Annotated in this window: 20 protein-coding genes; 12 read left to right on the top strand and 8 right to left on the bottom strand. The window is 60.6% G+C overall.

Annotated features, from left to right (window positions below; translation table 11 throughout):
* Window positions 1-78: 78 nt before the first annotated feature.
* Entirely contained in the window at window positions 79-822 is a 744-nt protein-coding gene (locus tag FG95_RS15370) for a metallophosphoesterase family protein (RefSeq protein ID WP_235211584.1), read from the top strand.
* Between the two features lie 153 nt (window positions 823-975).
* Complete coding sequence (locus FG95_RS15365; RefSeq protein WP_037556991.1) at window positions 976-2,217, top strand: hypothetical protein; 1,242 nt, start codon at window positions 976-978, stop codon at window positions 2,215-2,217.
* On the opposite strand, the gene FG95_RS15360 is transcribed toward FG95_RS15365, so the two are convergent.
* A complete protein-coding gene (locus FG95_RS15360; RefSeq protein WP_037556989.1) occupies window positions 2,196-3,632 on the bottom strand; it encodes a glycosyl hydrolase family 28-related protein in 1,437 nt (478 codons plus the stop codon). The genes FG95_RS15365 and FG95_RS15360 overlap by 22 nt on opposite strands.
* 411 nt (window positions 3,633-4,043) lie before the next feature.
* Here FG95_RS15360 and FG95_RS15355 point away from each other — a divergent pair, with 411 nt between their 5' ends.
* From FG95_RS15355 to FG95_RS15330, 6 genes are read left to right on the top strand one after another with little or no spacing between them, the layout of a single operon-like run.
* Complete coding sequence (locus FG95_RS15355) at window positions 4,044-6,038, top strand: polysaccharide biosynthesis protein (protein ID WP_235211583.1); 1,995 nt, start codon at window positions 4,044-4,046, stop codon at window positions 6,036-6,038.
* Between the two features lie 12 nt (window positions 6,039-6,050).
* Complete coding sequence (locus FG95_RS15350) at window positions 6,051-7,484, top strand: O-antigen ligase family protein (RefSeq protein WP_037556987.1); 1,434 nt, start codon at window positions 6,051-6,053, stop codon at window positions 7,482-7,484.
* 8 nt (window positions 7,485-7,492) lie between these two features.
* On the top strand, window positions 7,493-8,251 hold the full coding sequence (locus tag FG95_RS15345) for a polysaccharide biosynthesis/export family protein (protein WP_052182414.1): 759 nt from the start codon (window positions 7,493-7,495) through the stop codon (window positions 8,249-8,251).
* 56 nt (window positions 8,252-8,307) lie between these two features.
* A complete protein-coding gene (locus FG95_RS15340) occupies window positions 8,308-10,500 on the top strand; it encodes a GumC family protein (protein WP_052182413.1) in 2,193 nt (730 codons plus the stop codon).
* Window positions 10,500-11,768 (top strand): tetratricopeptide repeat protein, encoded by a 1,269-nt coding sequence (locus FG95_RS15335; protein ID WP_037556983.1) that lies wholly within the window; start codon window positions 10,500-10,502, stop codon window positions 11,766-11,768. Before FG95_RS15340 ends, FG95_RS15335 begins: the two co-directional genes overlap by 1 nt.
* Before the next feature lies 1 nt (window position 11,769).
* Complete coding sequence (locus FG95_RS15330) at window positions 11,770-12,390, top strand: sugar transferase (RefSeq protein WP_235211582.1); 621 nt, start codon at window positions 11,770-11,772, stop codon at window positions 12,388-12,390.
* Between the two features lie 12 nt (window positions 12,391-12,402).
* Here the strand turns inward: FG95_RS15330 and FG95_RS15325 are convergent, their stop codons facing one another.
* Together FG95_RS15325 and FG95_RS15320 are read right to left on the bottom strand one after the other, a co-directional pair.
* Window positions 12,403-13,581 (bottom strand): DegT/DnrJ/EryC1/StrS family aminotransferase, encoded by a 1,179-nt coding sequence (locus FG95_RS15325; RefSeq protein WP_037556982.1) that lies wholly within the window; start codon window positions 13,579-13,581, stop codon window positions 12,403-12,405.
* Between the two features lie 55 nt (window positions 13,582-13,636).
* Window positions 13,637-14,857 carry a glycosyltransferase family 4 protein gene (locus FG95_RS15320; RefSeq protein WP_037556981.1) on the bottom strand — a complete coding sequence of 407 codons (1,221 nt, stop codon included), beginning with the start codon at window positions 14,855-14,857 and terminating at the stop codon, window positions 13,637-13,639.
* Window positions 14,858-15,090: 233 nt separating this feature from the next.
* Here FG95_RS15320 and FG95_RS15315 point away from each other — a divergent pair, with 233 nt between their 5' ends.
* The 3 genes from FG95_RS15315 to FG95_RS19975 all read left to right on the top strand — a co-directional run bounded on the left by FG95_RS15315 (window position 15,091) and on the right by FG95_RS19975 (window position 18,439).
* The gene (locus FG95_RS15315) at window positions 15,091-16,083 is read left to right on the top strand and encodes a glycosyltransferase family 4 protein (RefSeq protein ID WP_037556980.1); all 993 of its coding nucleotides are present in this window, start codon (window positions 15,091-15,093) and stop codon (window positions 16,081-16,083) included.
* Window positions 16,080-17,435 (top strand): hypothetical protein, encoded by a 1,356-nt coding sequence (locus FG95_RS15310; RefSeq protein WP_037556979.1) that lies wholly within the window; start codon window positions 16,080-16,082, stop codon window positions 17,433-17,435. The genes FG95_RS15315 and FG95_RS15310 overlap by 4 nt, the downstream gene beginning before the upstream one ends.
* A gap of 92 nt (window positions 17,436-17,527) precedes the next feature.
* On the top strand, window positions 17,528-18,439 hold the full coding sequence (locus FG95_RS19975) for a class I SAM-dependent methyltransferase (RefSeq protein ID WP_052182412.1): 912 nt from the start codon (window positions 17,528-17,530) through the stop codon (window positions 18,437-18,439).
* 436 nt (window positions 18,440-18,875) lie between these two features.
* Here FG95_RS19975 and FG95_RS20595 read toward each other — a convergent pair whose 3' ends face one another.
* Window positions 18,876-19,184 carry a hypothetical protein gene (locus tag FG95_RS20595; RefSeq protein ID WP_152567672.1) on the bottom strand — a complete coding sequence of 103 codons (309 nt, stop codon included), beginning with the start codon at window positions 19,182-19,184 and terminating at the stop codon, window positions 18,876-18,878.
* Between the two features lie 426 nt (window positions 19,185-19,610).
* Between FG95_RS20595 and FG95_RS15300 the strand changes: the two genes are divergently transcribed.
* On the top strand, window positions 19,611-19,844 hold the full coding sequence (locus FG95_RS15300) for a hypothetical protein (RefSeq protein WP_037556978.1): 234 nt from the start codon (window positions 19,611-19,613) through the stop codon (window positions 19,842-19,844).
* Here the strand turns inward: FG95_RS15300 and FG95_RS15295 are convergent.
* From FG95_RS15295 to FG95_RS15280, 4 genes are read right to left on the bottom strand one after another with little or no spacing between them, the layout of a single operon-like run.
* Window positions 19,841-20,680 carry a glycosyltransferase family 2 protein gene (locus FG95_RS15295; protein WP_037556976.1) on the bottom strand — a complete coding sequence of 280 codons (840 nt, stop codon included), beginning with the start codon at window positions 20,678-20,680 and terminating at the stop codon, window positions 19,841-19,843. The two genes, FG95_RS15300 and FG95_RS15295, sit on opposite strands and share 4 nt — an antisense overlap.
* Before the next feature lie 13 nt (window positions 20,681-20,693).
* Complete coding sequence (gene wecB / locus FG95_RS15290; protein ID WP_037556975.1) at window positions 20,694-21,848, bottom strand: non-hydrolyzing UDP-N-acetylglucosamine 2-epimerase; 1,155 nt, start codon at window positions 21,846-21,848, stop codon at window positions 20,694-20,696.
* Complete coding sequence (locus tag FG95_RS15285) at window positions 21,845-22,984, bottom strand: polysaccharide biosynthesis C-terminal domain-containing protein (protein WP_037556973.1); 1,140 nt, start codon at window positions 22,982-22,984, stop codon at window positions 21,845-21,847. The genes wecB and FG95_RS15285 overlap by 4 nt, the downstream gene beginning before the upstream one ends.
* A complete protein-coding gene (locus tag FG95_RS15280; RefSeq protein ID WP_037556972.1) occupies window positions 22,981-24,009 on the bottom strand; it encodes a polysaccharide biosynthesis protein in 1,029 nt (342 codons plus the stop codon). Before FG95_RS15280 ends, FG95_RS15285 begins: the two co-directional genes overlap by 4 nt.
* Window positions 24,010-24,025: the final 16 nt, after the last annotated feature.

The following is a 24,025-nucleotide window of genomic DNA, read 5'->3' as shown; positions in this document are numbered from 1 at the left end:
TTGCGGTCGTGCCGGGTTTGATCGAGATCGGTTCAGCAAGTCATGTTTTGGAGACGCAAGAGCAAGGCGGTCGCGCAAATGCGCAGCAGCCTTGCGATTCCCGATGGCCAGCGCGTTTATGCTATTGGCGATATTCACGGGCGCGACGATCTGTTCGCCGAATTGATAGAGCGCATCCGTGCCGATGTCGCGGCGCGGCCGGTCGCGAAGATCACGCTGATCCTGCTCGGGGATCTTGTCGATCGCGGCCCGCAGTCGGCCGAGGTGGTCGAGCGGGCGATCGGCCTGCGACGTGAATTCCCCGATACCCGCCTGTTGATCGGCAATCATGAGGAATGTTTTCTTGCCGCGCTGACCGGCGATGTCCGGCGTCTGCGTTACTTCATGCGCATAGGCGGCGAGGCGACGGTCGAGAGCTATTGGAACAGTGATGCAAGCCTGACCGAAGCCAGCTTTGAAGAGGTTGCCGAGCAGCTACCTTTGATGGTTTCCCGGTCGCACGTCGAATTTCTGAGTAATGGCGAAGATTTTATCGCAATCGGTGATTATGTTTTTGTGCATGCAGGTATCCGGCCCGGCGTGCCGCTGGAACGTCAGACTTTGACGGATCTGCGTTGGATACGAGATGAATTTCTGAGCGATGAGCGTGACCATGGCAAAATGATCGTCCACGGCCACACGATTCGTGATGAGATTGACGAATGCGCAAACCGGATCGGCATCGATACCGGAGCTTACAAATCAGGCGTTCTGACTGCGATCGTGCTGGAGGGCGCCGAAAGACGCTATCTCCAGACCATGGAAGTTGCCGAAGCGGTCTGACGGCACCCCGCTACGCGGTGATACGCTTCGGACCAGAGAACGCGGCGAGATAGCGAAAGGGCGCGGTCTGCGCGTCCGCCCGGAAAGCTGAAGTCTCGGTATGGCGCAACGTTTCGACTTTCTTCTCGCCGCACGAACGACTAATCGGCCACGATGACCTACCGGCCCGCCGCCCGTTTATTCTTGCTTGTTGTCTTGGCGCTGTTCGCCTTGGGCTACGCGTTCAGATACGCGTTCCTGACCTATTATATCTCGTCGAACACGCAGCTACCGCCCGAATATCTCGACTGGCACTTTGTCAATCAGGCGCCGCTAAACTCCGCGATGCTCATTTGCACCGGGGTCTTTGCGCTATTCCTGATCATCGCATTCCCGACGACGCGCGCGACCGATCGTCCGGCGCCCGACTATCGAGACATCCCGGCTTGGGGAATCATCGCCTTTGTCGGCTTTGTCGGCCTGAGCCTTGCGGTGCGCGCTGCCTACGGTGCGACCTTGGGCGAAGAGGCCACCGACGCCGGCTTCATATATGGCGCACTCAACTACCGGGTTCAGTCCGACGTTATCCCGGGCCTCACACTGCTGCTCATGGAAATCTCGTGGGCGCAGAGACGCAAGTTTCAATATTGGGGCGCGATCACGCTGCTCGCTGGTTTCTTCCTCACCCTGTCTGCGATCACGACCAGCAAGGCGGGCATGGTCAACTTCCTCGCCCTGGTCGTGATGCTGATGTACATTACCGGGCAAGCGATCTGGAAGCACCCAGTTCGGATCATTCTCGCCGCCTTGGCGGGTATTTTGACCTTCATCGTCGCATCGCAGCTGCGCGCGCAAGCTCTGGGCATTGGCGATTCGGCGATCTGGACGTCGCTTCGTGACGGCCATGTCTTCGAGACTCTGTTGCAGGTCGTCGGACTGATCGCTAACCGCATCCCCGGCGTAGAAGGCCTTGCGCTGTCGTGCGGCTATTCCTGCAACACCATTCCGGCGTTTGAATTTCCGACCCTGCGCGCCACCGCGATCGACATCTTCACCTATGATATTGTCGGCGTGCAACATGAGAATGACTTCCGCTCGCCTGGCTATATAGCAGGCGCCGTCCTGCTTTTCGGCATGGTCTACGGGCTCGCAGCTGCCTTTGGCGGCCTGTTTTTTGGTCGCTGGGTTGCTGGCGCGGTCGATCGCTTGAAGTTCAGCGCCGCCGCGATGGCCGCCTTGATGTTCGGCATGCTCCGCTTCATGATGGAGGGTGCATGGTACTGGCTCGACGTCGTGACGATGGTCTCCGGCGTCGCAGTTGTCGAGGTCGCATCGCGGCTGTTCAGGCAATCGGCCGCTATCGCCGCGGTGCATGTACAGCCGATCGGCGCTCGTCAGGTCGAGATGGCGCCATAACCCTTGATCAGCGCGCAGGGGCCGACGTTCTGAAACGTCGCCGACCCCGTCCTGACGATTGCACCGACCTTCTTTGGCCAAGCGGGCTCCGGGCCGGCCCAGCCCCCGGACGTGACCCTATACGCGAAACCATTGTCGACCTTCGGCTGGAAATATTCCCCTGTGGCGTGAAATGCTCCAGCATTGAAGCTGGCGCACTTCACGCCCTCGCGGACCACGACCGCCCCCATGACACCCCCCGCGTGGGGCTGACCATCCTCGATGACCCAACCCTTAGGCAGGAAATAGCCGAACCATTGCCCCGCACTGTTGAAGACGTCGGCGCGGAAGCTCGATGCCGCATGCGTGGTGACGAACTTCTTTTCGGGGGAGGGATCCCAATGATCGAAGTATGAGCGCCAGCGCACAAAGCCCGAAAGCGTGATCGTCGAGTTGACGTAATTGTCGCGGCTGGTGATCTTGGTTATGCCGGTCACCTCTATCGGCTGATTGACGACATTCGCTTGCAGCACGATCGCGCCCTGATCGTTGGTGGCCGAATAGGTCAGGAACTTCGAACCGGCTACACCTTCTGACTGGCAGCCGATGATGCGCAGGACGTCAGGCGACGAGCTTGCGATCTTGAACATGACATGCCCGGCCTTTTCGGTGCCCGCGGCGCAGTTTTCGACCAACATGAAGCCGAAGGTCTGGAAATCGAAGGTGACCTCCTCCATCGCATCGAAGCCCCAGCGCTCCACCTTTGAATAATCGGCGGCGTTAGTCGCATTGATTACGAAGCCCTTGCGGCAACTGTGGCATGCGCCATCGCGGAACGTGATGCTGTCGACCTGCTCTAGAGCAGCCTTCGCGTTCGCGTCGCCCCATCTTACTGCAATGCCCGCGCCAAATATCGTTATCCCTTCGAAGACGAGATCCTTGCATGCCGGCGCATTATCAGAGCCGAGCCATATCCCGACGGAGTCGGCGTCCTGGCCGCAATCGATGCCGAGGCTGGCCGTCCGATTCTTCTGGGTGTTGCGGTACCGGAGCGCCGGGGATGAGGCCGGGCCGCGATAGCGAAGCCATGAGCCGCGAAAGACATTGCCATTATCGTAGACATAGAAATTGCCGGAGCCGATCAGCTGGATGCCGGCCGGAACGTTGATGGTTGATAGGGTGCGGAAGGTGCCCGCGGGGAGGCGCACGGTCGCACCGCCCGCGGCCTTTGCCGCGTCGAGGGCTGCCTGGATAGCAGGTGCTGCGTCGGCCTTGCCCGTCGCGTCCGCATTGAAAGGCGCGTCCGTGATCCAGATTTCCCTGGCAGACGTTCCCAGCGGGACAACGCCGAGGTCCCCGGCCGAGCCCCCCATCGCCCACGCGCCTGACGCAGCCAACAAGCTGCGCCGCCCGATCGATTTCTCGCGATAGTCCATCGTGTCTCCGTTCGCTTAAGACGGAGACGTCTAGGGCACGCGAGGCCCCGCGGACTAGTGCATTATTCTCGCTTAGCCGTGGCCGACCGGCAGCGCGGGTCGGCCACCGCGACTTTCTGCAGCATCCGGCAGCGGCATCGAGACGGCGCGCTACACCCTTGCCCCACTGATCGCAGGCATCGTCGACGGCTCTTTCGCGAGTTCGCGTTCCGGCGCGTCGCACGTCATCTCCGGTCGGCCGGCTCGCTCGGAGCCATCAGCAGTCATGCTCGGTGGTGATGGATTTTGGATTGCTTGTTGAGAAGTCGGTCACTAGAAGCCTGCGCTTTAAGCGCCGCTTGAAAGCCACGGTTCGCTTATCGTTTTACATAACAAAGGATTAAGTCGGCAGACATTCTACCGGGTATCGGCATGCTGGCCCGGGCAGCCCTGTTGGTTTCTGATGCGATGAATAGCTGGTCCGACGTTCCCTCTCCGATGCTGTCATTCTTCGTGATTGCTTTGCGGCGACTAGCGGATTTGCCGCGCCCCTTTCGGCGGTTGATTGCATTTGCCATGGATGCCGGCTTGTGCGTCCTGTCGGTCTGGCTCGCCTTTTCGATACGCATCGGAGAATGGGATTTGACGAGCATCTCGGTGCTGACCGTAATCGCCGTTGCTCTTCCATCATGGTTCATCTCGGCCTGGTGGTGCGGAACCTATCGGTCCATCATCCGATCTGCCGGCGGGCGAACTATCGCGAATATTGCCATAGCGTGCATATTGATGTCACTGCCGATGCTCACAATTTTTATGTTCCTGGGTATCGAGGGTATTCCGCGGACGATCGGCGTTCTCCAGCCGATGGTCATGCTGATCGGGCTGGCGACGGCGCGGGTGCTGATCCGTTACGCGCTGGTCGATGTGCTCCACCTCGTACATAGAGGGCGTCAGCATCGAGTGGCGATCTATGGCGCCGGACGTGCTGGACAACAGCTAGGGCTAGCTCTCCGCCACGAAGGTCATCTCGTTCTTGCGTGCTATTTTGACGATGACGAAAGCGTTGTTGGTGACCGAATCGACGGCGTCCGGATTTGTGCGGCGCATGATATAGGGCCGCTGATCGGGGAACTCGCCATCGACGAAATCCTTCTTGCGCTGCCCAGCGTCGTGCGCAGTCGGCGGGCCCAGATCGTCGAGCGGCTTAACAAATTCCCCGTGCGTGTCCGATCGCTGCCTAGCATCGGCAACATTATCGATGGAGAGGTCTCGATCAAGGATCTCAAGGACATCCGGGTCGAAGATTTGCTTGGTCGCGACCCGGTTCCGCCCGATGAGCAGCTGTTGGGGCAGGCCATCACGGGCAAGGTGGTTATGGTTTCGGGCGGCGGCGGCTCGATTGGTTCGGAGCTGTGCCGGCAGATCGCTGCGCGCGGACCGAGTTGCTTAGTCGTGGCCGAGCAATCGGAATTCGCCCTCTACAGCATCATGTCGGAACTTGAGGAGGGCGCGAACGATCGCGAAGATGTTCTTATCGTTCCGGAATTGATCGATGTCGCCGATGCCGCGGCGGTCCGGCGCGTCATGCAGCGTCACCGCCCGCAGACAGTTTTTCACGCGGCGGCGTATAAACATGTGCCGTTGGTCGAGAGGAATCCCATTTCAGGCCTGCGGAACAATATCTTTGGAACCTATCACTGCAGTGTTGAAGCGAGCCGCGTCGGGGCCGAGCGGTTCATTTTGGTCAGTACAGACAAGGCCGTCCGCCCGACAAACATCATGGGCGCCTCAAAACGTGTTTGCGAGTTGATCCTGCAGGCCAAAGCCGACGAGGGAAAGGACCCAACGTTGTTCTCGATCGTCCGCTTTGGGAATGTACTGAGCTCAAGCGGCTCAGTCGTTCCTCGTTTTCAAGCGCAGATCAACGCCGGCGGTCCGGTCACGCTGACGCACCGCGATGTGACGCGGTATTTCATGACTATCCCAGAAGCGGCGCAGCTCGTCATGCAGGCAGGGGCGATGGCGAACGGCGGCGAGGTCTTTGTGCTCGATATGGGGCAGCCCGTCCGAATCATCGACCTCGCGCGCTCAATGATTCAGCTGTCGGGCTGTACAGTGCGCGATGATAACAATCTCGACGGGGATATTCTCATCGAAGAAATTGGTTTGCGCCCGGGTGAGAAAATGTATGAGGAACTCCTAATCGGCGACAATCCCGAGCCGACTAGTCACAGCCGCATCATGAGAGCGAAAGAGGAACGACTTGGCTGGTCCGAACTGTTGGGCTGGTTGAACGAGATGGAAAGGGCCCTCGATTTAGGCGACGCCGACAGCGCAATGTCGGTCGTTCGCGCGGTGGTTCCTGGCTATTCGCCGACGGATGTCGATGAGGATCATGTCTCGCAAATGCAACGGAAAGAAAAATAGGATCGCAATCCGATGATTAGCTCGTCCAACGCAATTGAATCAAGGCAGGGCGACAGGGCCGGGGGGGCGTCGAAAGGGGCTCGTTCAAAAGCTGCGCTCATCATTTTGATGGTGCTTCTGGTGACAGGATTCCTGACCGCTGGGGGCGCGCGAGACGATTTGTTGTCTTTGCTTGTCTGGCGCCCGATCAGCATGATTGTTTTGGCGCTTGCCTTAGCCACAGCTTGGCGCGAGGCATGGCTTAATGGTCGCGCGGTTCTGACCCTGGCGCTGAGTGTCGTTGGGCTGACGGCGTTGCACCTTGTGCCGCTTCCACCTGCCGTCTGGACCGCACTTCCGGGCAGGGATATCCTCGTATCGATCTATCACGACGCCGGAATGGCGTTGCCCTGGCAGCCGTTATCTGTCGCCCAAGCGCGCACTTGGAACGCGCTCTTTTCGCTCGCGGCGCCATTGGCGGCACTCGTCCTTGCGCTTACGCTCGACGCGAATTCGCAGCGGAAATTGATGCTCGCGTTGATAGCGCTTGGTTTTGTGAGTGGCGTAATCGGAATGCTGCAGGCGCTAGGACCGGCGCAGGGGATGCTCTATTTCTACCGCATTACTAATAACGGGGTCAGCGTGGGCTTGTTCGCGAATCGGAATCATCAGGCGGCCTTCCTTGCAGTGATGTTCCCGATGATTGCGGCCAATCTGTCGCTGTTCAAAGGTAAGCCCGAACAGTTGTTTTTTCATCGGGCAATTGCGATTGCGGGTGGAGTGTTGCTTGTACCGCTCATTCTTATGACCGGATCGCGTGCTGGATTGGTGCTCGGGGTTGCGGGCATCGCATCGGCTTGGTGGGTCTTTCAATCGCCGGTGGCGCGCATCCGCTCGGCAGAGCGCAAAACGGACAATCGTAAGCGGTTGATTAGTTTTTGTCTTGCAGGTGTCCTTGTCGTCTTTTCGATCATCGTCGCTTTGCGCACGCCGGCGCTTCAGCGTCTTGTTGAGACGGATCCCGCGGATGAGCTGCGATTCAGCGCGCTACCGGTCATTGTCCAGGCGATCGAACGGTTTTTTCCATTCGGGAGCGGAGCCGGCACCTTCGTGGAAGTTTATCAGATTTTCGAGCCGAACAAGTTTATCAATCCTTCCTATTTCAACCATGCGCACAATGATTTCGCCGAATTGTTGCTAACTACAGGCTTGGCAGGCGTCGTATTGATATTGTGGGCAGGCTTCCTCGGATTTAGGTCGTTGATATCGCTTTTCCGCTCGCGAAGCCTGAAGATGGGCGAGCGGGGCTTTCAGGCTCAGGTCTTGGGCCGCGCGGGGTTATCGATCATCGCCATGCTTGCACTCTATAGCGCGGCTGACTATCCGCTCCGCGTTCCCTCGCTTATGCTGCTAGTTGCAGTGACGGCGGCTTGGTGTTCAGCTGCCTACAAGGCCGCTCGAAAGTGAAGAGGTTTATGCTGCAAGCGAGTTTCAAGCAACGCGCCCGTACGGGCTTTGTCGGTGCAATGGCCGTCACCCTGATGGCAACATCGGGTTGCGCCGGCAACAGCCTTACAAAGGGCGGGCTTGGCGGGCCGACGGTGACTCTGGTTGACACCGGTGAATTGCCGGGTCCGAACGGTGAGGTTGGTGCGGCGCAGGGTTATGAATATCGGATCGGACCCTATGACAAGCTGATCATCGACGTGATGGGTATCGAGCAATTGTCCGATCGCCGCGTCACCGCTGATGGCGCTGCGAACATCTCACTTCCCGTTGCAGGCGTCGTCAATCTTAACAACCTGACGATCGGCGAGGCAACGGACCGTGTGACACAGCAACTTCGCGCGGGCCATATGCGCAGCCCACGGGTCGCCGTGAACCTCGAGGAAACCGTCAGCCGCTATGTGACGATCGACGGCGAAGTCCAGCAATCGGGCAATTACCCGGTTGTTGGCGGCATGACGCTGATGCGCGGGGTCGCCGCGGCGAAGGGGGCGACGGAATTTGCCAAGCTGCGCGAGGTGGTGATCCATCGCAATGTGCGAGGCCGGCAGATGATCGCGCTCTATGACCTCGCAGCTATTCGCCGGGGCGCATATGCGGATCCCATACTCTATCCCAATGACATAGTGGTGGTTGGTGAATCGCCCGGACGCCGAATGTTCCAGCAATTCATTTCGGTCGCTCCGCTTCTCGTTTCGCCGCTGGTTGCGGTCCTCGACAATCGCTGACCTTCCTGTTCGGGTGAGTTCTTAAATTTATGTCCACCATGCAATCTCCGACAAAGATGTTCAGCCAGGACGGAACCGCGGCAGGCACGCACCAATTCTGGTCTGCGCCCACGATCCTCGAATATTGGAACGCGCTTAAACGGCACGCTTGGCTTGCGAGTGCGATCCTCGCGGTGACGCTTGTCGTCGGCGTCATTCTGACGTTGCTGATGACGCCGCAATATACGGCGACTTCGCGGATCGAGATCGCTCGCGAACAGGCAAATGTTACGAATGTCGAGGGATTGAAGCGCGAGGATAGCACACCAAACCAGGAATTCTATCTGACGCAATATTCGCTGCTTAACGCGCGCTCTTTGGCAGAGCGCGTCGAGCGGCGCCTCCGCCTGTCGTCGAACAAGGATTTCTTCGCCGCGCACGGCGTAACACCGGAAGGTGAGGGCTTTCTTTCGTCTGAAGGCAGCGCCCCCGTCTCGGTGGAACGGATGCGCGGCCGGCAGCGGCAAGCCGTCGATCTCTTGTTGAAGAATGTCGCGATTTCGCCGTTGCGCGGCTCGGCGCTGATTGACATCAGCTATACTAGTGCATCGCCCAATATCTCGCAATCGGTGGCCCGAACGTGGGTAGGCGAGTTTGCACAGCAGAGCATGGATCGCCGATTTGCCTCTACTTCGGATGCGCGCATTTATCTGGAAACGCGCTTGCAGGGACTGCGCGAGCGGCTCGAGCAATCCGAACGCGACCTCGTAAATTATGCCGCCCGGCAGGGGATCGTGAGACTTTCAGAATCGAAGAGCGGCGAGGGACGGACGCAGACCACGCAGACGCTGGCATCGAGCAACCTCGAACAGCTGAACCGCGTGCTCATTGAAGCGACGGCCGAACGGACGGCCGCCGAAGCGAAGCTGCGCGCGGCGCGATCGCCCGGCAGCACCGAACTGGCGCTTCAGAATCAATCGCTGAACCTGTTGCGCCAAAAGCGCGCAGAGGCGCAGGCTAAATATCAGGACCTGCTGGTCCATTTCGAACCCGAATATCCCGAAGCCAAGGCGGGGCGCGAGCAAGTGGCTGCGCTTGATCGCGCAATTTCCGCTGAGGAACGCCGCGTCCGCGATGCCTATCTGTCGGAATTCGACGCCGCATCACAGCGTGAGCAGGACCTGCGGCAGCGCGTCAACGGCTTGCTCGACAAGTTCGACACCGAAAGCCGTTCGAACATCCAGTATAATATCTACCAGCGCGAAGTGGATACGAACCGCCAACTCTATGATTCTTTGCTGCAGCGCTACAAGGAAATCGGGGTTGCGGGTGTCGGAACCAACAATATCTCGGTCGTCGATTCTGCTCCCATGCCCGAAAAGCCGTCGTCGCCGAAGTTGCTGATCAATGTGATCATGGCGCTTCTTGCCGGCCTCGTGCTCGCAGCCATCGCGGTCATCGTGCTCGAAAATCTCGACGAAAGCCTGCGTGAACCCGGTCAGGTCTCGACCAAGCTGGATGTGCCGCTGCTTGGGGCCATCCCGGTGGTGGACGACGATGCGCTCGAGAAGCTGGACGATCCGAAATCGATCCTCTCCGAAGCCTATATGACCGTTCGAACGAACCTGAGCTTCTCGACCGATCATGGCGTCCCGAAGACGATGGCGCTTACCAGTACGTCGCCTGCGGAGGGCAAGTCGACCTCGGCTTACTCCCTGGCACTGGTGCTTGGCCGGACCTCGGGCTCGGTCGTGCTCGTTGACGTCGATATGCGGCGACCCATTCTCGCTTCGCGGCTGGGACTGCAGAACCTACGCGGCGTTTCCAACTTCCTCGCCGGCGACGACAGTTGGGAACAGCTGATTCAGGACACGGGTAAATCGAACGTCCATTTCATCGCTGCGGGGCCGACGCCGCCGAGTGCATCGGAACTGCTCAGCGGCGAGCGCCTGGCGCTGTTCGTTCAGAAGCTGGCAAGCCGGTATGACCATGTCATCCTCGACAGTCCGCCGATGCTGGGCCTGTCCGACGCCCCGCTGATCGCGAATGTGGTCGAAGGCGTCGTCTATGTCATCGAGGCGGACCGCACCGCCGTTCGGGCGTCGCAGTCGGCAATCCAGCGGCTTCGCGATTCGCGCGCGCACCTTCTCGGCGCCTTACTGACCAAATATCGGGCAAAGCAGTCGGGCTATGGCTATGGCTATGGTTATGGTTATGGTTATGGCCGGGACGGCGCGGAGGATGACAGCGTCGGCGGAGTGCGTAACTGATGCGCTCGGCGGAACGACGGCGCTCGACACGCGACGAGATGGCGAAGAGCCTGACGCCAAGCGTCATCATCGCGCTGTTTGCCGGTTTGCTCACCGCAATTCTGGCGTTTTCCCAAGCCGCCGCCTCGACGGGAATAGTTATCGATACCTTCCGTCCGCTTGGTGGCGGGTTCTTCTCATGGAGAAGTGGCCAAAACCAGCTGACTCAAAGACTCTACGACAATCGGGGCAAGGTTGACGCCAAAGTGCTGTTCGCGACGGGGCGCACCGGCCTTCGCTATGCGCCGCTGTCGGCGCGCTCGCTCTGGATGGTCGGCAAGGGATATGAAGCGAAGGCCGATCTGCCGCGCGCACGCCAGGCCATGTTGCGTGCCGAGGGGATTACGCGCCGCGAGGCCTCTGTGCAGCTCTGGCTTGCTGAAGATGCATTGCGCCGCGAAAAGATCGAAGGGGGTCTGCGCCATTATGATTTGATCATCCGGTCGAGGCCTGACTCGGCACAGGAAATCCTGCCGCGCCTGGCTGCGATCATGGTCGCACCGGAGGGCCGGAAGTATCTTCAGCCTTATGTCCGTCAGAGCAACCCCTGGTTCCCCGAACTGCTCGCCGTCGCGGTCAATCGCTTGCCGCAGTCCGAACCCGTCGGTCGGCTTCTAGTCGAACGAAAAGCGAAGGCTCCCGATCTGCGGCAGCTTGACGCCATTTATGCTCAGCTGGTGTCGAAGCTGGTTTCGCAAGGGGCCGACGACGTTGCGCTCCAGCTTTATCCGTTGCTGCCGCGCGGTAATAACGCCGTGCTCGCGGAAGTCAGCGGCATCGTCAACGGGAAGACGGTCGAAGGATATCCTCCCTTCATCTGGCAACTTGGCAATGAGGCCTATGGCGCGACGTTGGTGAGCGTGGGCGCGGGCGGGGCGGGGATGGAGTTTTACGGCGCATCCGGCACCGTCGGTGTAACGGCCACGAAACTGTTCGCTCCGAATGCATCGACCCAGTTTCGCTGGCGGGTTCGCGAGCGGACCCCCAATCTTCAGAGCTCGGCGACGTGGGTGGCAACCTGCCTGTCCGGACAGGATGAAGGTGCAAAGGCGGTTTCGGTCAACCTCTTGGACGTAAGGACGCCGACCAATCGCGACATGGTGATGTCGTTGCCCGAAGGATGCGACCTCTTTCGTCTCGACATGCGGATCGTCGGCGGCATTGGTACCAACCCCGCGAGCCTGATCGTAAGCGGCCTTTCGTTGGGAAAAGCGGGGGCGGCGAATTGACGTGATCAAGCGCCTTATCGACATCTCCGCGAGCGTCTTGGCGCTGATCTGCTTGTCGCCCATTCTGCTCCTGGTCGCGCTGCTGGTCCGGACTCGGCTGGGGGCGCCCGTCCTGTTCCGGCAGGAAAGGCCGGGCAAGATGGGCAAGCCCTTCCGTATGATCAAGTTCCGGACAATGACCGATCGGCGCGACGCCGACGGCCAATTGATGTCCGACGCCGATCGGCTGACGCCGTTCGGGCGCTGGCTGCGCACGACGAGCCTCGACGAGCTTCCCGAACTTTGGAACGTATTACGCGGCGACATGAGCCTCATCGGCCCCCGGCCGCTTCTGATGCAATATCTGCCGCTCTATTCAAAAGAACAGTGGCGGCGGCACCATGTGCGCCCCGGGGTGACGGGCTGGGCGCAGGTTAACGGGCGTAACGCTCTGAGCTGGGACGAAAAATTTGCGCTCGACGTATGGTACGTTGATCATCACAATCTGTGGATCGATTTCAAAATCCTGCTACTGACGGTCAGGCGGGTGATCGGGCGCGAAGGCATCAGCGCTGCTGGCGATGCGACAATGCCGGTCTTCACCGGGATCCCGGCCGATCCACGACGCGCTCCGGACGGTTGACCGTCCCGGCGCTTACCGGCTCGCTTCCTCGAACACCGAGGTAACCACAGCCAGAATTCGCGCCAGCTCTTCATCGGTGATCGTCGGGTGGCAGAGAAACATCAGGCTCGTTTCGCCAAGTTCGCGCGCGACCGGAAAGCGTTGTGCGGGCCGGAACGGCGCATCGTCGAAAGCTCGCTCCAGATAGACCTCGGAGCAGCTTCCGTGCATTACAACAGCGCCGCGCTCGACGCAAGTGGCAACAATGCGATCGCGCGACCAGCCGGCCTTCAGACCGTCGGGCCGGACATAGGCATATTGCCGGTAATAGGCATGGGTCATCGCTTCCGAAGGTTCAGGCACGCGAACGGCGTCGCCAAAGGGCGCCAGAGCGGAAGCGATCGCGCGGGCAATTGCGGTTCGGCGGGCCGTCCATTCCTCCATCCGCGTGAGTTGGATACGGCCGACGGCCGCTTGGACTTCGAGCATTCGCCAGTTGGTGCCAAAGCTTTCGTGAACCCAGCGAAATCCGGGGGGATGCTGGCGGTTATAGACGGCATCCCAGCTTTTGCCGTGGTCCTTGAACGACCACATGATATCCCACAAACGTTCGTCGGCCGTCGTGACCATGCCGCCTTCGCCGCCGGTGGTCATTATCTTGTCCTGACAGAAGGACCATGCGCCGACATCGCCGATGCTTCCGACGCTTCGCCCGCGGACCTTGGCGCCATGCGCCTGTGCGCAATCTTCGATGACGTGGATGCCGCGATCGGCCGCCAGGTCCATGATGCCGTCCATGTCACATGGCCAGCCACCGAGGTGGACGGGAACAATCGCACGCGTGCGATCAGTCAGAACTGCCGCGATGCTGGCGGGATGGATGTTACCGCTGTTGAGGTCGACATCGGCGAATACGGGCGTCGCGCCGGCATTCACCACGGTCGATACAGATGCGATGAAGGTGCGGGGGGTGACGATCACCTCGTCGCCCGGTCCGATATCCAGCGCTTTCAGTGCTAGATCGAGCGCCAGCGTCCCGTTGGCGAGCGCGATCGCCTTGGGGCTGCCGCACCAGCGCGCGAATTCGGTCTCAAAATTCCGCCCTTCGTCGCCGGTCCAGTAATTGACGCGATTGGAGAGGAGGAGGTCGCGAACCCGATCGGCTTCTTCGTCGGAAAAGCTTGGCCATGGGGATATGGGGGCGTTAAGCATGGCGCGTCTCTTATGGCAAAGATGACTTGCTGCCAATGACCTGATCGCCGTGTGTTCAGCGATTGGAAGCCGCTACCGCGCGCAGCCATCGGGCGGTCTCGTCTACGGCGCGTTCCATCGCGAGATTCCGGTCGTAAAATACGCGCCCCTTCCGGCTCATCTCGGCGCGGCTTTCATCGGATAGCGCCGCGATTTTCCCGATCGCCGCCGCCATGGAGCCCACGTCTTCGGGCGGGCAGACGATAGCTGCGCCCGATTCCTGCAACATCCCCGCGGCTTCACCCGAAAGCCCGGCCAGGATCGGTTTGCCGACCGAAAGATAGTGCTGCAGTTTCGATGGAATTGTGACGTCGTAGAGGCTTTCGCCATTCAGATGCAGAACCAGCGCGTCGGCGCGATCGAATATACGATCCATCTTCGCCCGGCTGACGGGACCGTGCAGGAAAATATCGCCCGAGCCGTCGGCGGCAATCTGCTGTGCCAGGCGGTCGCGTTCGATCCCGTGTCCGAACAGGTGCAGCCTGACTTTGCCGTTCGCCGTGCGCGCGCGAATAAAGGCGTCGACGACATAACCGAGGCTTTGCGCCTGTCCCAGATTTCCGCCGTAGACGAAGTTGATGGTGTCATCGTCCCATCCGTCGATCGCAACCGGCGGCTCGGAGGGCGTCGCGGGGACATGGGTCGACCAATTGTATAGGCGGTGGAGCTTTTCAGGCGGAACCCCGCGCTCGGCCAGCCGCGCCTTCATTCCGTCCGATTGGGCGATCACGAGCGCCGCTCGCCGATAGACGAAATCGCAAATCTTCCCGAGGATCGATGGGATCGCCTTACCGCCCATGCCAGAGGCCAGCACGCTGTCGGGCCACAAATCCTGTATTTCGACGATAAACGGGCGCCGGTAGACCGCGCCGAAAATCGCTGCCGCGAGCGCCGGGGTCACCGGCGGATGATAGACATAGATCACATCGAAGCGTCGAGCCGTGAAAAGGCCGAAGATCAGGCTCGACAGGAAGAAACTGGCATAGTTCAGAATACGTCCGATCGCCGAACGATCGTGCGACGGCCAGATGGGCAGGCGATGAACCTGGAAGGGCCATTGCCGGTCGCGCTGGTAGGGCTTGATCCGGTACCCCGGGTACAGCTTTCCGCCCGGATAATTGGGAAATGCCGTCGCGACCTCGACCTCCATGCCTTCGCCAATAAGGGCGGCGGCGAATGACGCCCCTTTGAAGGCAGGTTCGGGTTCGAACCACTGGGTAAGGAAAAGGACGCGCACGAGAGGGGAGCTTTGCAACGGGATATCTGCCGCGTGCCTAGCTTTTCGGTCGGGCGCTGGCAACCGATAGCCGCTCGCAGCCGGTGGCGTGTCAATCATTGCTTGGCGCGCTCTTCCCGAATGGCTATGGGCGCCACTCGCGAGCGACACGCAACAATGGCCCAGAATTCCCGCCGATGACCAACCAAGATATTCAAGGGCGAACAACGGGGGCGCCAGATGCGGACGGCGGTGTGCGTCTCCTCCTCTATGCCGCCGTTCCCGATCCAGCCATGCTGAAGCAGGGCTTCTATGCCGCCGAGGTCGAGGGTCTGTTGCGGCAGCCTTCGGTGGCGGAGGTGCGCGTCACCAATCGTCTCGGCGATGTGTGGTGCATGTCTTTTGATGGCTTGGTCTGCTATTTCTATTCCTATTCGGCGGCGGCTGCGCTTCTCGCGCGTTTGCGCGGGAAGCCCGTTGTCTCGACCGGGGGCGCAGAACAGGTCCTCCGCTCGATGGCACCCAGCCTGTCGATGTTCCTCGTGCGCATCATATTGTTCTATTTCACCTTGCTGTTCGCCAATCGCATCCTCGCGACATCGTCGACCGACTACCGCGAGATGTGCAAGATCGGCTGGTTCCGCCGGTCGGCAATCCGGTTGAGCTTTCATGGCGCCGATGCGGTCGGCCGTATCGATCCCGCGAACTTTTCCGCCCAGCGATTGCCCGGTTCGCTGGTTACCATCTGCGGGATGGACACCGCGGAAAATATCCGGCGCAAGGGGCTATTGCGCGCCATCGACCTGTTGGCGCGGGTGCGCGAACGGCATCCGGATGCCCGCCTCGTGGTGATCGGCCGCACGACCTGCGCGCATATCGCCCGCGATCATGCGGCGCGCCTTTCCTGCGAGGATGCTGTCGATTTCGTCGGCTATGTTTCGGAGGAAGAGAAGATCCGGCTGCTTCGGACATCGCGCTATTATGTGCAATTGTCCGAATATGAGGGGTTCGGCATCGGGGCGCTCGAGGCGCTCGCGATGGGCTGCCAGGTCGTCCACAGCAATGTGGGAGGCTTGCGCGACAGCGTTGCCGGATATGGCCTGGTCCTGCCGCTCGACGGGATCGCCGAATTCGACACAATGGCGCCGTATACGATCGGAGACTGGTTCCAATTCGAGCAGCATATGGCGCAGTTCGGCGTCGACCGGCGTGCGAACGCGATTTTGGACGCGCTTGGCTGCCGATGATCCGCCAGCGCAGCCTTCGAGCCAATTCGCTGTCCAGCCTTTTCGCGAGCGGCGGGGTGTTCGCCATTACATTGGCCATGCCCGCGGTCCTCTCCCGATCAATCAACGCCGCGGACTATCAGATATATGCGACGGCAATGGCGTTTCTGCCGCTTGCGCTGCTGCTCTCGCAGTCCTTGCGAAATTGCGCCGGCAGCGCGTTGATCGTCGTCATGCAAAGGGCTGAAGGGGCCGATGTCGCGCGCGCTTATCGTCGTATCGTTCTGCTGGTGACGGGCCTGGTCCTTGCCGGGGGCGTGTTGGTCACAGAGTTTCTGCGGTTCTTTTCTTTGGTCGGAGATCTCGATCAAGGGCTGCTCCGCTTCGGCATCTACTGCATCTTGATCAATGTTTCGGGAATCGGTTTCTCGCTTCTCGTCACCGGGCCTGCGACCGCCAGCCAGGACTTCGTGCCCGAAAACCTGCTCAAGCTTGTTCCGCCGGCACTCCTACTGGCGCTCCTCGTCGCGATCTTCGTCAGTTCGCCGGGCGATGAGCTATGGTGGATATTCGCGGCGGTTGCCGTGAGCCCTTGGCCGTTGTCAGGATCGTTGATGCTCCGCTATCATGGCGCGGTGGGGCGTTGGTTCGTCACCAGCCAAGCCGGAACGAAGCGCGTTCCCGATCCGCTGACCCCGAATGCCATTTTTCGCTTTTTGGCCGTGTCGTCGGCCTCGGTGGGGTGGTGGAACCTGACCGCCTATTTCGCGACGTCGATCACCGTCGCCGTGGTGGCGTTGATCTTGCCCGGCGATGTCGTCGCATTCGGCATGGTGTTCAGTCTTATCGGTCTGTTGTCGGGTGGATTGATTGCCATATCTGCGCCGATTGCGTCGCGGGTCGCTTCGATCCCGCTTGACGATACCCCGGCCCGGATCGCCGTTTTCCGGCGGTTCAATGGCTATTTCATCCTCTACATCGTGGCGGTCGCCCTGTTCGTGCTGCTCGTTCCCGTACGGATTTTCGAACTCTGGGTCGGCGCCCAATATGCTGGGTCCGTTCGAACGATGTTGTTGCTGTTGCTTCCGGCCACTGTATTGCGGTTGCAGACGATGTGCTTCACACTATTCGTGATGAGCGTCGGCCGGCAAGCGACGCTGTGGTTGAGTCCGATGATCGAGGCGATTGTCGCAACCTTGGCGAGCTTCCTCCTTGCGCCGTTAATGGGGATAGAAGGTATCGCGTTGGCATTGACACTTTCTGCTGCACTCCGGCTAGCAATGACGCTGTTCCATGATATCGGACTTAATCAGGATGTTTTTCCAATAAGGTGGAACGATTTGTTCGTTGTGCTGGTGCGTGCACAAAAATGACTGATCTCGTTTATTCCCGGCCAAATCAGTGCGGCGCGTGCGGCGCCCCATTGCACCCCTGGCTGTCGGGTGTCCGCGACAGAGTATATGGCGTGGGCGGCGACTGGGACCTGTTTCGGTGTGGTAATGCCGCATGTGCCGCGGCGTATCTCGACGCCCGCCTGACCGGCCAACAACTCGCAAGCTTCTATGCGACATATAGCACCCACAGCGACCCGGTGCTGGCCGTAAGCGGCGCGAAGCGCGGCTTCCGACGGGCGATCGAATGGTTCTTACATCGGAGTCTGGGCTACCGCCGTCCCGATGCGTCGACCGCGACTTCGATATTGGCGCGGTTCTTTCGCGTGATCCCCTTGCTGCGTCACATGGCGTCGTTGCGGGTTTTTTGGCTGCCCTATGTCGCCAAAGGCAAGCTGGTCGAAATCGGCTTTGGAAACGCGCAGACTCTCCTGCAAATGCACGACCTCGGCTGGGATGTCGAAGGCATTGAGTTCGACACTGTCTGTGTCGACAAGGCCCGCGCATTTGGACTTCGCGTGGGGGAGGGGGACTTCCTCGCCCAGAATTATGGCGATTGCAGTCTCGATGCCGTCGTTGGCAGCCATGTGATCGAGCATGTTCCCGATCCAGGCGAGTTGATTGCTGCCATCCACGACAAGCTTGCGCCCGGAGGACGGATGGTTCTGATCACGCCCAATGGCAAGTCGCTGGGATGCCGGTTGATGGGCGCATACTGGCGCGGCTTGGAAGCCCCACGGCACCTGACGATTCAGACTCCGGGTTCGCTGATCCGCCATGCTGAGCGGGCCGGATTTCGGACCGTCAAGCTGTTCGGCACGCCGTTGGGTGGGGGGATATTACAACAGAGTGTGCAAATCCGGCAGGGCAAACCCGTCGGCCCCACGGGACGGATCGCTCAATTATTCTGGGCGATCATCGCGAGCGCCATCCACCTGGTTCGACCCAAGGCATCTGATGAAATTGTCCTGTTTTGCGAGAAATAGGCTGAAAACTCTGCCCCGAATTTGACTCCGTGCTGGAATCGTGCAGGCATGACTCTGCCCGGCCGTGCGAAATTCGTTACATTTGTTGCAGGGGCAACCGGTCCTGAATCGCGTTCGGCTCCATTTCGGCTTGCACAGGACCGCCCCCGGGGCGACTAACCCGCCGCATGACCTATCGCTCGTCGATGTGCCTGTTTCTGTTCGTGACACTCGTCCTGTTCGCGATGGGTTATGTGTTTCGATATTTTTTCTTACCACACTATCTGGGAGCAACAGCTCGCAGTCGCCCGAATATCTCGACCGGCAGAACGTCAACATCGTCCCTTTGGGTTCTGGGATAATGATATGCTCGGCGATCTTCGCAACCTATTGCATTATTCATATCGCTACCACGCGATCGGTCGACCGCCAGCCCGCCCAACTATATCAGGTTAACCTATTGGGCATTGCAGCGCTGGGCGGGTTCATCGTTGCTAACCTCGCGGTGCGAGCGCAATATGGGCCGGCGCTCGGACAGGAAGCTGCGGCTGATGCGGGATTCATTTTCGGGACGCTCAACTATTGCACCCAATCCAACCTGATCCCGCCGTTGATCCTGCTCGTCATGAGGTGGCATGGCGGCATCAGGACGAGGTTCATTGTTATCTTGGTATTGTGCACCCTGGCTGCCTTCTTCATCATCCTGTCGGCGATCACGACCAGCAAGGCGGGCATGCTCTTCTTTCGCCCAGCTCATGATGCTCATGTATCTGACCGAACAGAATCTCCTGAAATATCCGATGCGCATCACGTGGGCTTGCTGGCGACTTGGCGTTTATCATCGGCTCGTGGCTTCGCGCCGAGGCATCCGGCGCGGGGGATTTGCGATATGGGTGTCGCTTTAGTACGGGCATTTTTCCGACACGCTGTTTTAGGTCGTCGGGCTTTTCGCCAACCGCATCCCGGGCGTGGAGGGGCTGGCCCTTTCGTGCGGGATCGGTTGCGACTCGCTTCCCCGATCTCATCTACCCTCGCTCGCGCGATCCGCGGCAGATATCTTCACTAACGACATTATTCGCGTCCGGTGGGCGAACGATTTCGGTTCGCCCGGCCTCGTTGGTCGCGCCGTCCTCCTGACGGGTTTGTGGGGTGGGGTGGCGTTTGGTTCGGTGCCAAATCAATTTGCTCGACGATGGACCGGTTTCGTTTCAGCGCCGCTGCATCCGCCGCGTTCGTGTGCGGTATTCTGCGCATCATGCTGGAGGATGCTTGGTACTGGGTCGATTTCGTCACAATGATGGTAGGCGTGATCGCGACCGAAGCGGTGAGCAGGCTGCTGATCGCGCGAAAATCCAGCAAAAGCGACAGCGAATTGCGCTGCAACCTACATAATGGTCTTGATCCCACCCACGATAGTTTGGTCTAGGCGGCTTTCAATGCTCGGAAGCGGACGAAATCTTTGTCTATCAGCGCTTTGCCGAGAAATTTCAGCCGCAACAGCATAAGCGCGATCGCCGGGTGGGAATGATGCTTGCGGAGCCACAGTCCCTGCGAGCGATAATGCCAGAGGTAGCGCTGGACGGGGATGTCAGCCGAGCTGGTCCCCGCGCGGTGCACCACGCGGGCTTCGGGTGCAATCGCGATGCCGAAACCGGCGGCCCTGATACGCATAGCGAGGTCGGCATCCTCCCAATACATGAAAAAATCCTCGTCGAAGAGCCCGGCACGGCACAGTGCGTCGGCGCGGATGAGCACCGAAGCGGCGGTCACCCAGCTATAGCGATGCGCGGCGAGATCGGCGGGGCCGAAGACAGTGCCGCAGCTCATCAGCCAGGGGCGCATCCAACTTCCAGAATGATCATGTTCGGGATGGTCGGGGTCGGTCATCCATGATCCGATCATGCCCGACTTCTCGCCATCCTCGTCCGCCCGGGCGATGAGCGCGGCAAGGCAATCGGGGTCGGGGCGGGCGTCGTTGTTGAGCAGCCAGATAAAGTCGGACCCATCGCCCACCGCTTCGCGCAGGGCGCGATTGCAGCCGCCTCCGAACCCCAGATTCTTCTCGTTGGCCAGCAGTACGACGCGCGGGTCGCCCGACAGCGCGGCCTGCATCCGCTCCATCGAATCGTCGCCGCTACCATTGTCGACGACATAGATGCGCCGCGGCGCGAGCGTTTGCGTCTGCAGGCTGTCGACCGCAGCCAGCGTTTCGGCGGGCGCGCGCCAGTTGACGATGACGACCGAGACGCTGGCTTCGGACACGGCGGCGAACCGATCAGATATAGTCGTGCATCCGGATGCCGTCCCACTGGTTCGACAGCCGTGCGGTTCCGAGGATCAGCTTGGCGACGCGTTCGCTGGTGTTCGCGATCTGATAGTCGGCGGGGACTACGGGCGGAATTCCCGCAGCGACGCGCTCGGCGTGCAGCTTCACCGCGGCGGCGATCGATTCGAGCATTGCCTGCTGGTCGAGCCCGGTGACGATGATGTTGCCGGTGTCCATCGCTTCGGGACGCTCGATCGCGTCGCGCGGGGTGATCGCGGAGAAGTCGAGGATCGAGCTTTCCTCAGCGATCGTACCGCTGTCCGAAATCGCGCAATGCGCGTGCATTTGCAGGTTATTGTAATCGTGGAAGCCGAAAGGCTTCATATATTGGACGCGCGGGTCGAGGGTGATGCCCTCGAGCGCCTCCAGCCGGTTGCGCGTGCGCGGGTGGGTCGAGACGATCACGGGCTGGTCATAGGTTTCGGCAAGCGCGTTCAGCGTGCCGACGAGCGCCGCCAGCCGCTCCTTGCTGTCGACATTCTCCTCGCGGTGCATCGAGACGATGAAATAGCCGCGGCGCGTCAGGCCAAGGCGCGACAGGATGTCCGACGCCTCGATCTGCGGGCGGTAATGGTCGAGGACCTCCTTCATCGGCGATCCGGTCAGATAGACGCGGCGATGCTGCATCCCCTCGCTCAGGAGGTGGCGGCGGGCATGTTCGGTGTAGACGAGGTTGAAGTCGCTGATATGGTCGACGAGACGGCGGTTCGTTTCCTCGGGGACGTTGCGATCGAAGCTGCGGTTGCTCGCTTCCATATGATAGACGGGGATCTTCATCCGGCGCGCCATGATCGCTGCGATCGCGCTGTTCGTATCGCCGAGGACGAGAAGCGCGTCGGGGCGGTTCGCCTTCAGCTCCTTTTCGGTCTCGATCAAAATGCCGCCGAGCACGGCGCCGAGGCTCGATGTATCGACACCGAGAAAATTGTCGGGCTTGCGCACGCCAAGGTCGCTGAAGAAGACCTCGTTGAGTTCATAATCCCAGTTCTGCCCCGTGTGGACGATCCGGTGATCGGTCAGCGTGTCGAGCCGCGCCATCACGCGCGACAGGCGGATGATCTCGGGCCGGGTACCCAGAACGGTCGTGACCTTGAGCTTGCTCACTGTTTTTCGGTCTCCAAAAGCACCGCGTCGGCATAAGTGTCCGGGTTGGCGGGGTCGAACAGCCGGTGCGACCAGAAAAAGGTCACGACGTCGCTGTCGGTGTCATTGACGATATGGTGGGTGTGCAGCGGCGGCATGTCGATCGCGACCGGTTCGTCGCCCGACACTTCGAAGCTGTGGACTTCGTCGGTCAGCACCTTGCGGATGCGGATCGTCGCCTTGCCCGACACGACGAGGAATCGTTCGACGAGGTTGGTGTGGAAATGATCGCCGCGGCGCATCCCCGGCCGCGTGGTCGAAAGGAAGGTCTGCGAACCGGCAAGCGACTTCGCCGATTCAAACAGGCCGCCGCGCGCGTCGCTGTTGAGCTTCATACGCATCGGATAGTGCGCCGGATAACCACCGGTCCGGTAGCTGTTGAACAGCGCAAGGTCGAAGGGATCGCCGAGGTCGGGAAAGATGTTCGCCTGATAGGAGCGGTGAAAGGCCGCGAGCCGGTCATAGAGCGCGACGATCGACATCTCGCGCCCGGCAGGGGCGATCGTGCCCGACTCCCCCGCGAGGCCCTTTGCGGTGGCGAGGTTCGCGGCCTCGCCTGCATGGAACAGGGCGACCTTGCCCTCGGGATTGATTGTCGGTTCCTGCCCCGCCCAGATCTGGTCGATCAGCGTCGCGGTGACATTGTTGTAATAGGGGCGGGCGCATTCGCCGAAGATGTGCGGCAGGATCAGGTTGGTGAACCCGGCGCTTGCGGCTTCCAATATCTCCGCCGCGCGTTTCTTCGACCGGCCATAGGGCGTGTCTAACCCGGCGTGAGTGCTGTTGGCATAGACGATATGCGGCCGCGCGCCGGTGCGCGCAATGCTGTCGGTGAGCGCCGTCGCGATCGCCGGGTTGCCGGTTTCGACTTCGTCGCCGCGGTTGACCCCCGCGAAGTGGAGGATGACTTCGACATCGGCGATGGCGGCGTCGCGCGCCATATCGTCGCCAAAGGTCTCGCGCCCCAGCTGGACGAGCTCGAACGGCTCGGCCTCGCCGCGATAGCGCGCCGCGCAATTGGCGGCGTGCAGGCGTGCGGCCGCATGCCATCCCAGCAGTCCGGCTGCGCCGGTGACGACGACCTTGCGGCCCGTCATGCGTGCCACGACGCCAGTTCGGCCTGCACCTCGCCGAGCGTGAGCAGTAGTTCCTTGACGCCCGCGACATCGAGCCGCTCGGCGTTGTGCGAGTGGAAGTCCTCCTGCACGGGGCTGATATCGTCGCCTTCGCTGAAATAGGCCGAATAATTGAGGTCGCGGCCGTCGAGCTGGATCCGCCAATAATCGCCGAGGTCCTCGGCGGTCGACAATTCCTGCGCGCTCGCCAGCGTTTCGGCGAGCTTTTCGGCGTGGCGCCAGCCGATCACTTCGACCGGATAATCGGGAGCGTCGAACAGCTCCTTCAGCGCGGTCACGAGGTCGGCGATCGTCGCAGCAGGCGCCTTGCGGACGAACAGGTCACCCTGGCGCGCATGCGCGAAGGCAAAGCGTACAAGGGCGACGCTATCGCGCAGAGGCATAAGGAAGCGCGTCATTTCGGGCTCGGTCACCGTAATCGGGCGGCCTTCTTTGATCTGCTTGATGAACAGCGGGATGACCGATCCGCGCGAGTACATCACATTGCCGTAGCGGACGCAGCTGATCGTGGTCTTTGCCTCCGGGCCGACTTCGCGCGCCGCCGCATGAGCAAGCTTTTCCATCATCGCCTTGGAAATGCCCATCGCATTGATCGGATGGACCGCCTTGTCGGTCGACAGGCAGACGAGGCTGCCGACCCTGTGCTCGACCGCCGAACGGATCACATTTTCGGACCCCAGCACGTTGGTGCGCACGGCTTCGAGCGGGAAGAATTCACACGAGGGCACTTGCTTCAACGCCGCGGCGTGGAAGATCGCGCCGACCCCTTTGACCGCGCGATCGACGCTGCCGCGGTCGCGGATGTCGCCGATGAAGAAACGCACGCGCGGATCGCGCAGGTCGTTACGCAGCGCATCCTGTTTTTCCTCGTCGCGGCTGAGCACGCGAATTTCGCGGTCGCTCACCGCGAGCAGTTCCCGCAAGATCGTCTTGCCGAACGAACCGGTGCCACCGGTAATCAGAATCGGGCTGCTATCGTCGGACAATGATTGTCACTCCCTG

The sequence above is a fragment of the Sphingopyxis sp. LC363 genome, from assembly GCF_000756385.1.
Classification (GTDB): domain Bacteria; phylum Pseudomonadota; class Alphaproteobacteria; order Sphingomonadales; family Sphingomonadaceae; genus Sphingopyxis.
The sequence above is the reverse complement of the archived record's forward strand: the minus strand, read 5'-3'. Positions and strand labels throughout refer to the sequence as shown.

Excerpts from the sequence above, each read along its gene's own strand:
- FG95_RS15370 (WP_235211584.1), top strand. The coding sequence starts at position 79 with ATGCGCAGCAGCCTTGCGATTCCCGATGGCCAGCGCGTTTATGCTATT.
- FG95_RS15365 (WP_037556991.1), top strand. The coding sequence starts at position 976 with ATGACCTACCGGCCCGCCGCCCGTTTATTCTTGCTTGTTGTCTTGGCG.
- FG95_RS15360 (WP_037556989.1), bottom strand. The coding sequence starts at position 3,632 with ATGGACTATCGCGAGAAATCGATCGGGCGGCGCAGCTTGTTGGCTGCG.
- FG95_RS15355 (WP_235211583.1), top strand. The coding sequence starts at position 4,044 with ATGCTGGCCCGGGCAGCCCTGTTGGTTTCTGATGCGATGAATAGCTGG.
- FG95_RS15350 (WP_037556987.1), top strand. The coding sequence starts at position 6,051 with ATGATTAGCTCGTCCAACGCAATTGAATCAAGGCAGGGCGACAGGGCC.
- FG95_RS15345 (WP_052182414.1), top strand. The coding sequence starts at position 7,493 with ATGCTGCAAGCGAGTTTCAAGCAACGCGCCCGTACGGGCTTTGTCGGT.
- FG95_RS15340 (WP_052182413.1), top strand. The coding sequence starts at position 8,308 with ATGTTCAGCCAGGACGGAACCGCGGCAGGCACGCACCAATTCTGGTCT.
- FG95_RS15335 (WP_037556983.1), top strand. The coding sequence starts at position 10,500 with ATGCGCTCGGCGGAACGACGGCGCTCGACACGCGACGAGATGGCGAAG.
- FG95_RS15325 (WP_037556982.1), bottom strand. The coding sequence starts at position 13,581 with ATGCTTAACGCCCCCATATCCCCATGGCCAAGCTTTTCCGACGAAGAA.
- FG95_RS15310 (WP_037556979.1), top strand. The coding sequence starts at position 16,080 with ATGATCCGCCAGCGCAGCCTTCGAGCCAATTCGCTGTCCAGCCTTTTC.
- FG95_RS20595 (WP_152567672.1), bottom strand. The coding sequence starts at position 19,184 with ATGAGCATCATGAGCTGGGCGAAAGAAGAGCATGCCCGCCTTGCTGGT.
- FG95_RS15300 (WP_037556978.1), top strand. The coding sequence starts at position 19,611 with ATGGACCGGTTTCGTTTCAGCGCCGCTGCATCCGCCGCGTTCGTGTGC.
- FG95_RS15285 (WP_037556973.1), bottom strand. The coding sequence starts at position 22,984 with ATGACGGGCCGCAAGGTCGTCGTCACCGGCGCAGCCGGACTGCTGGGA.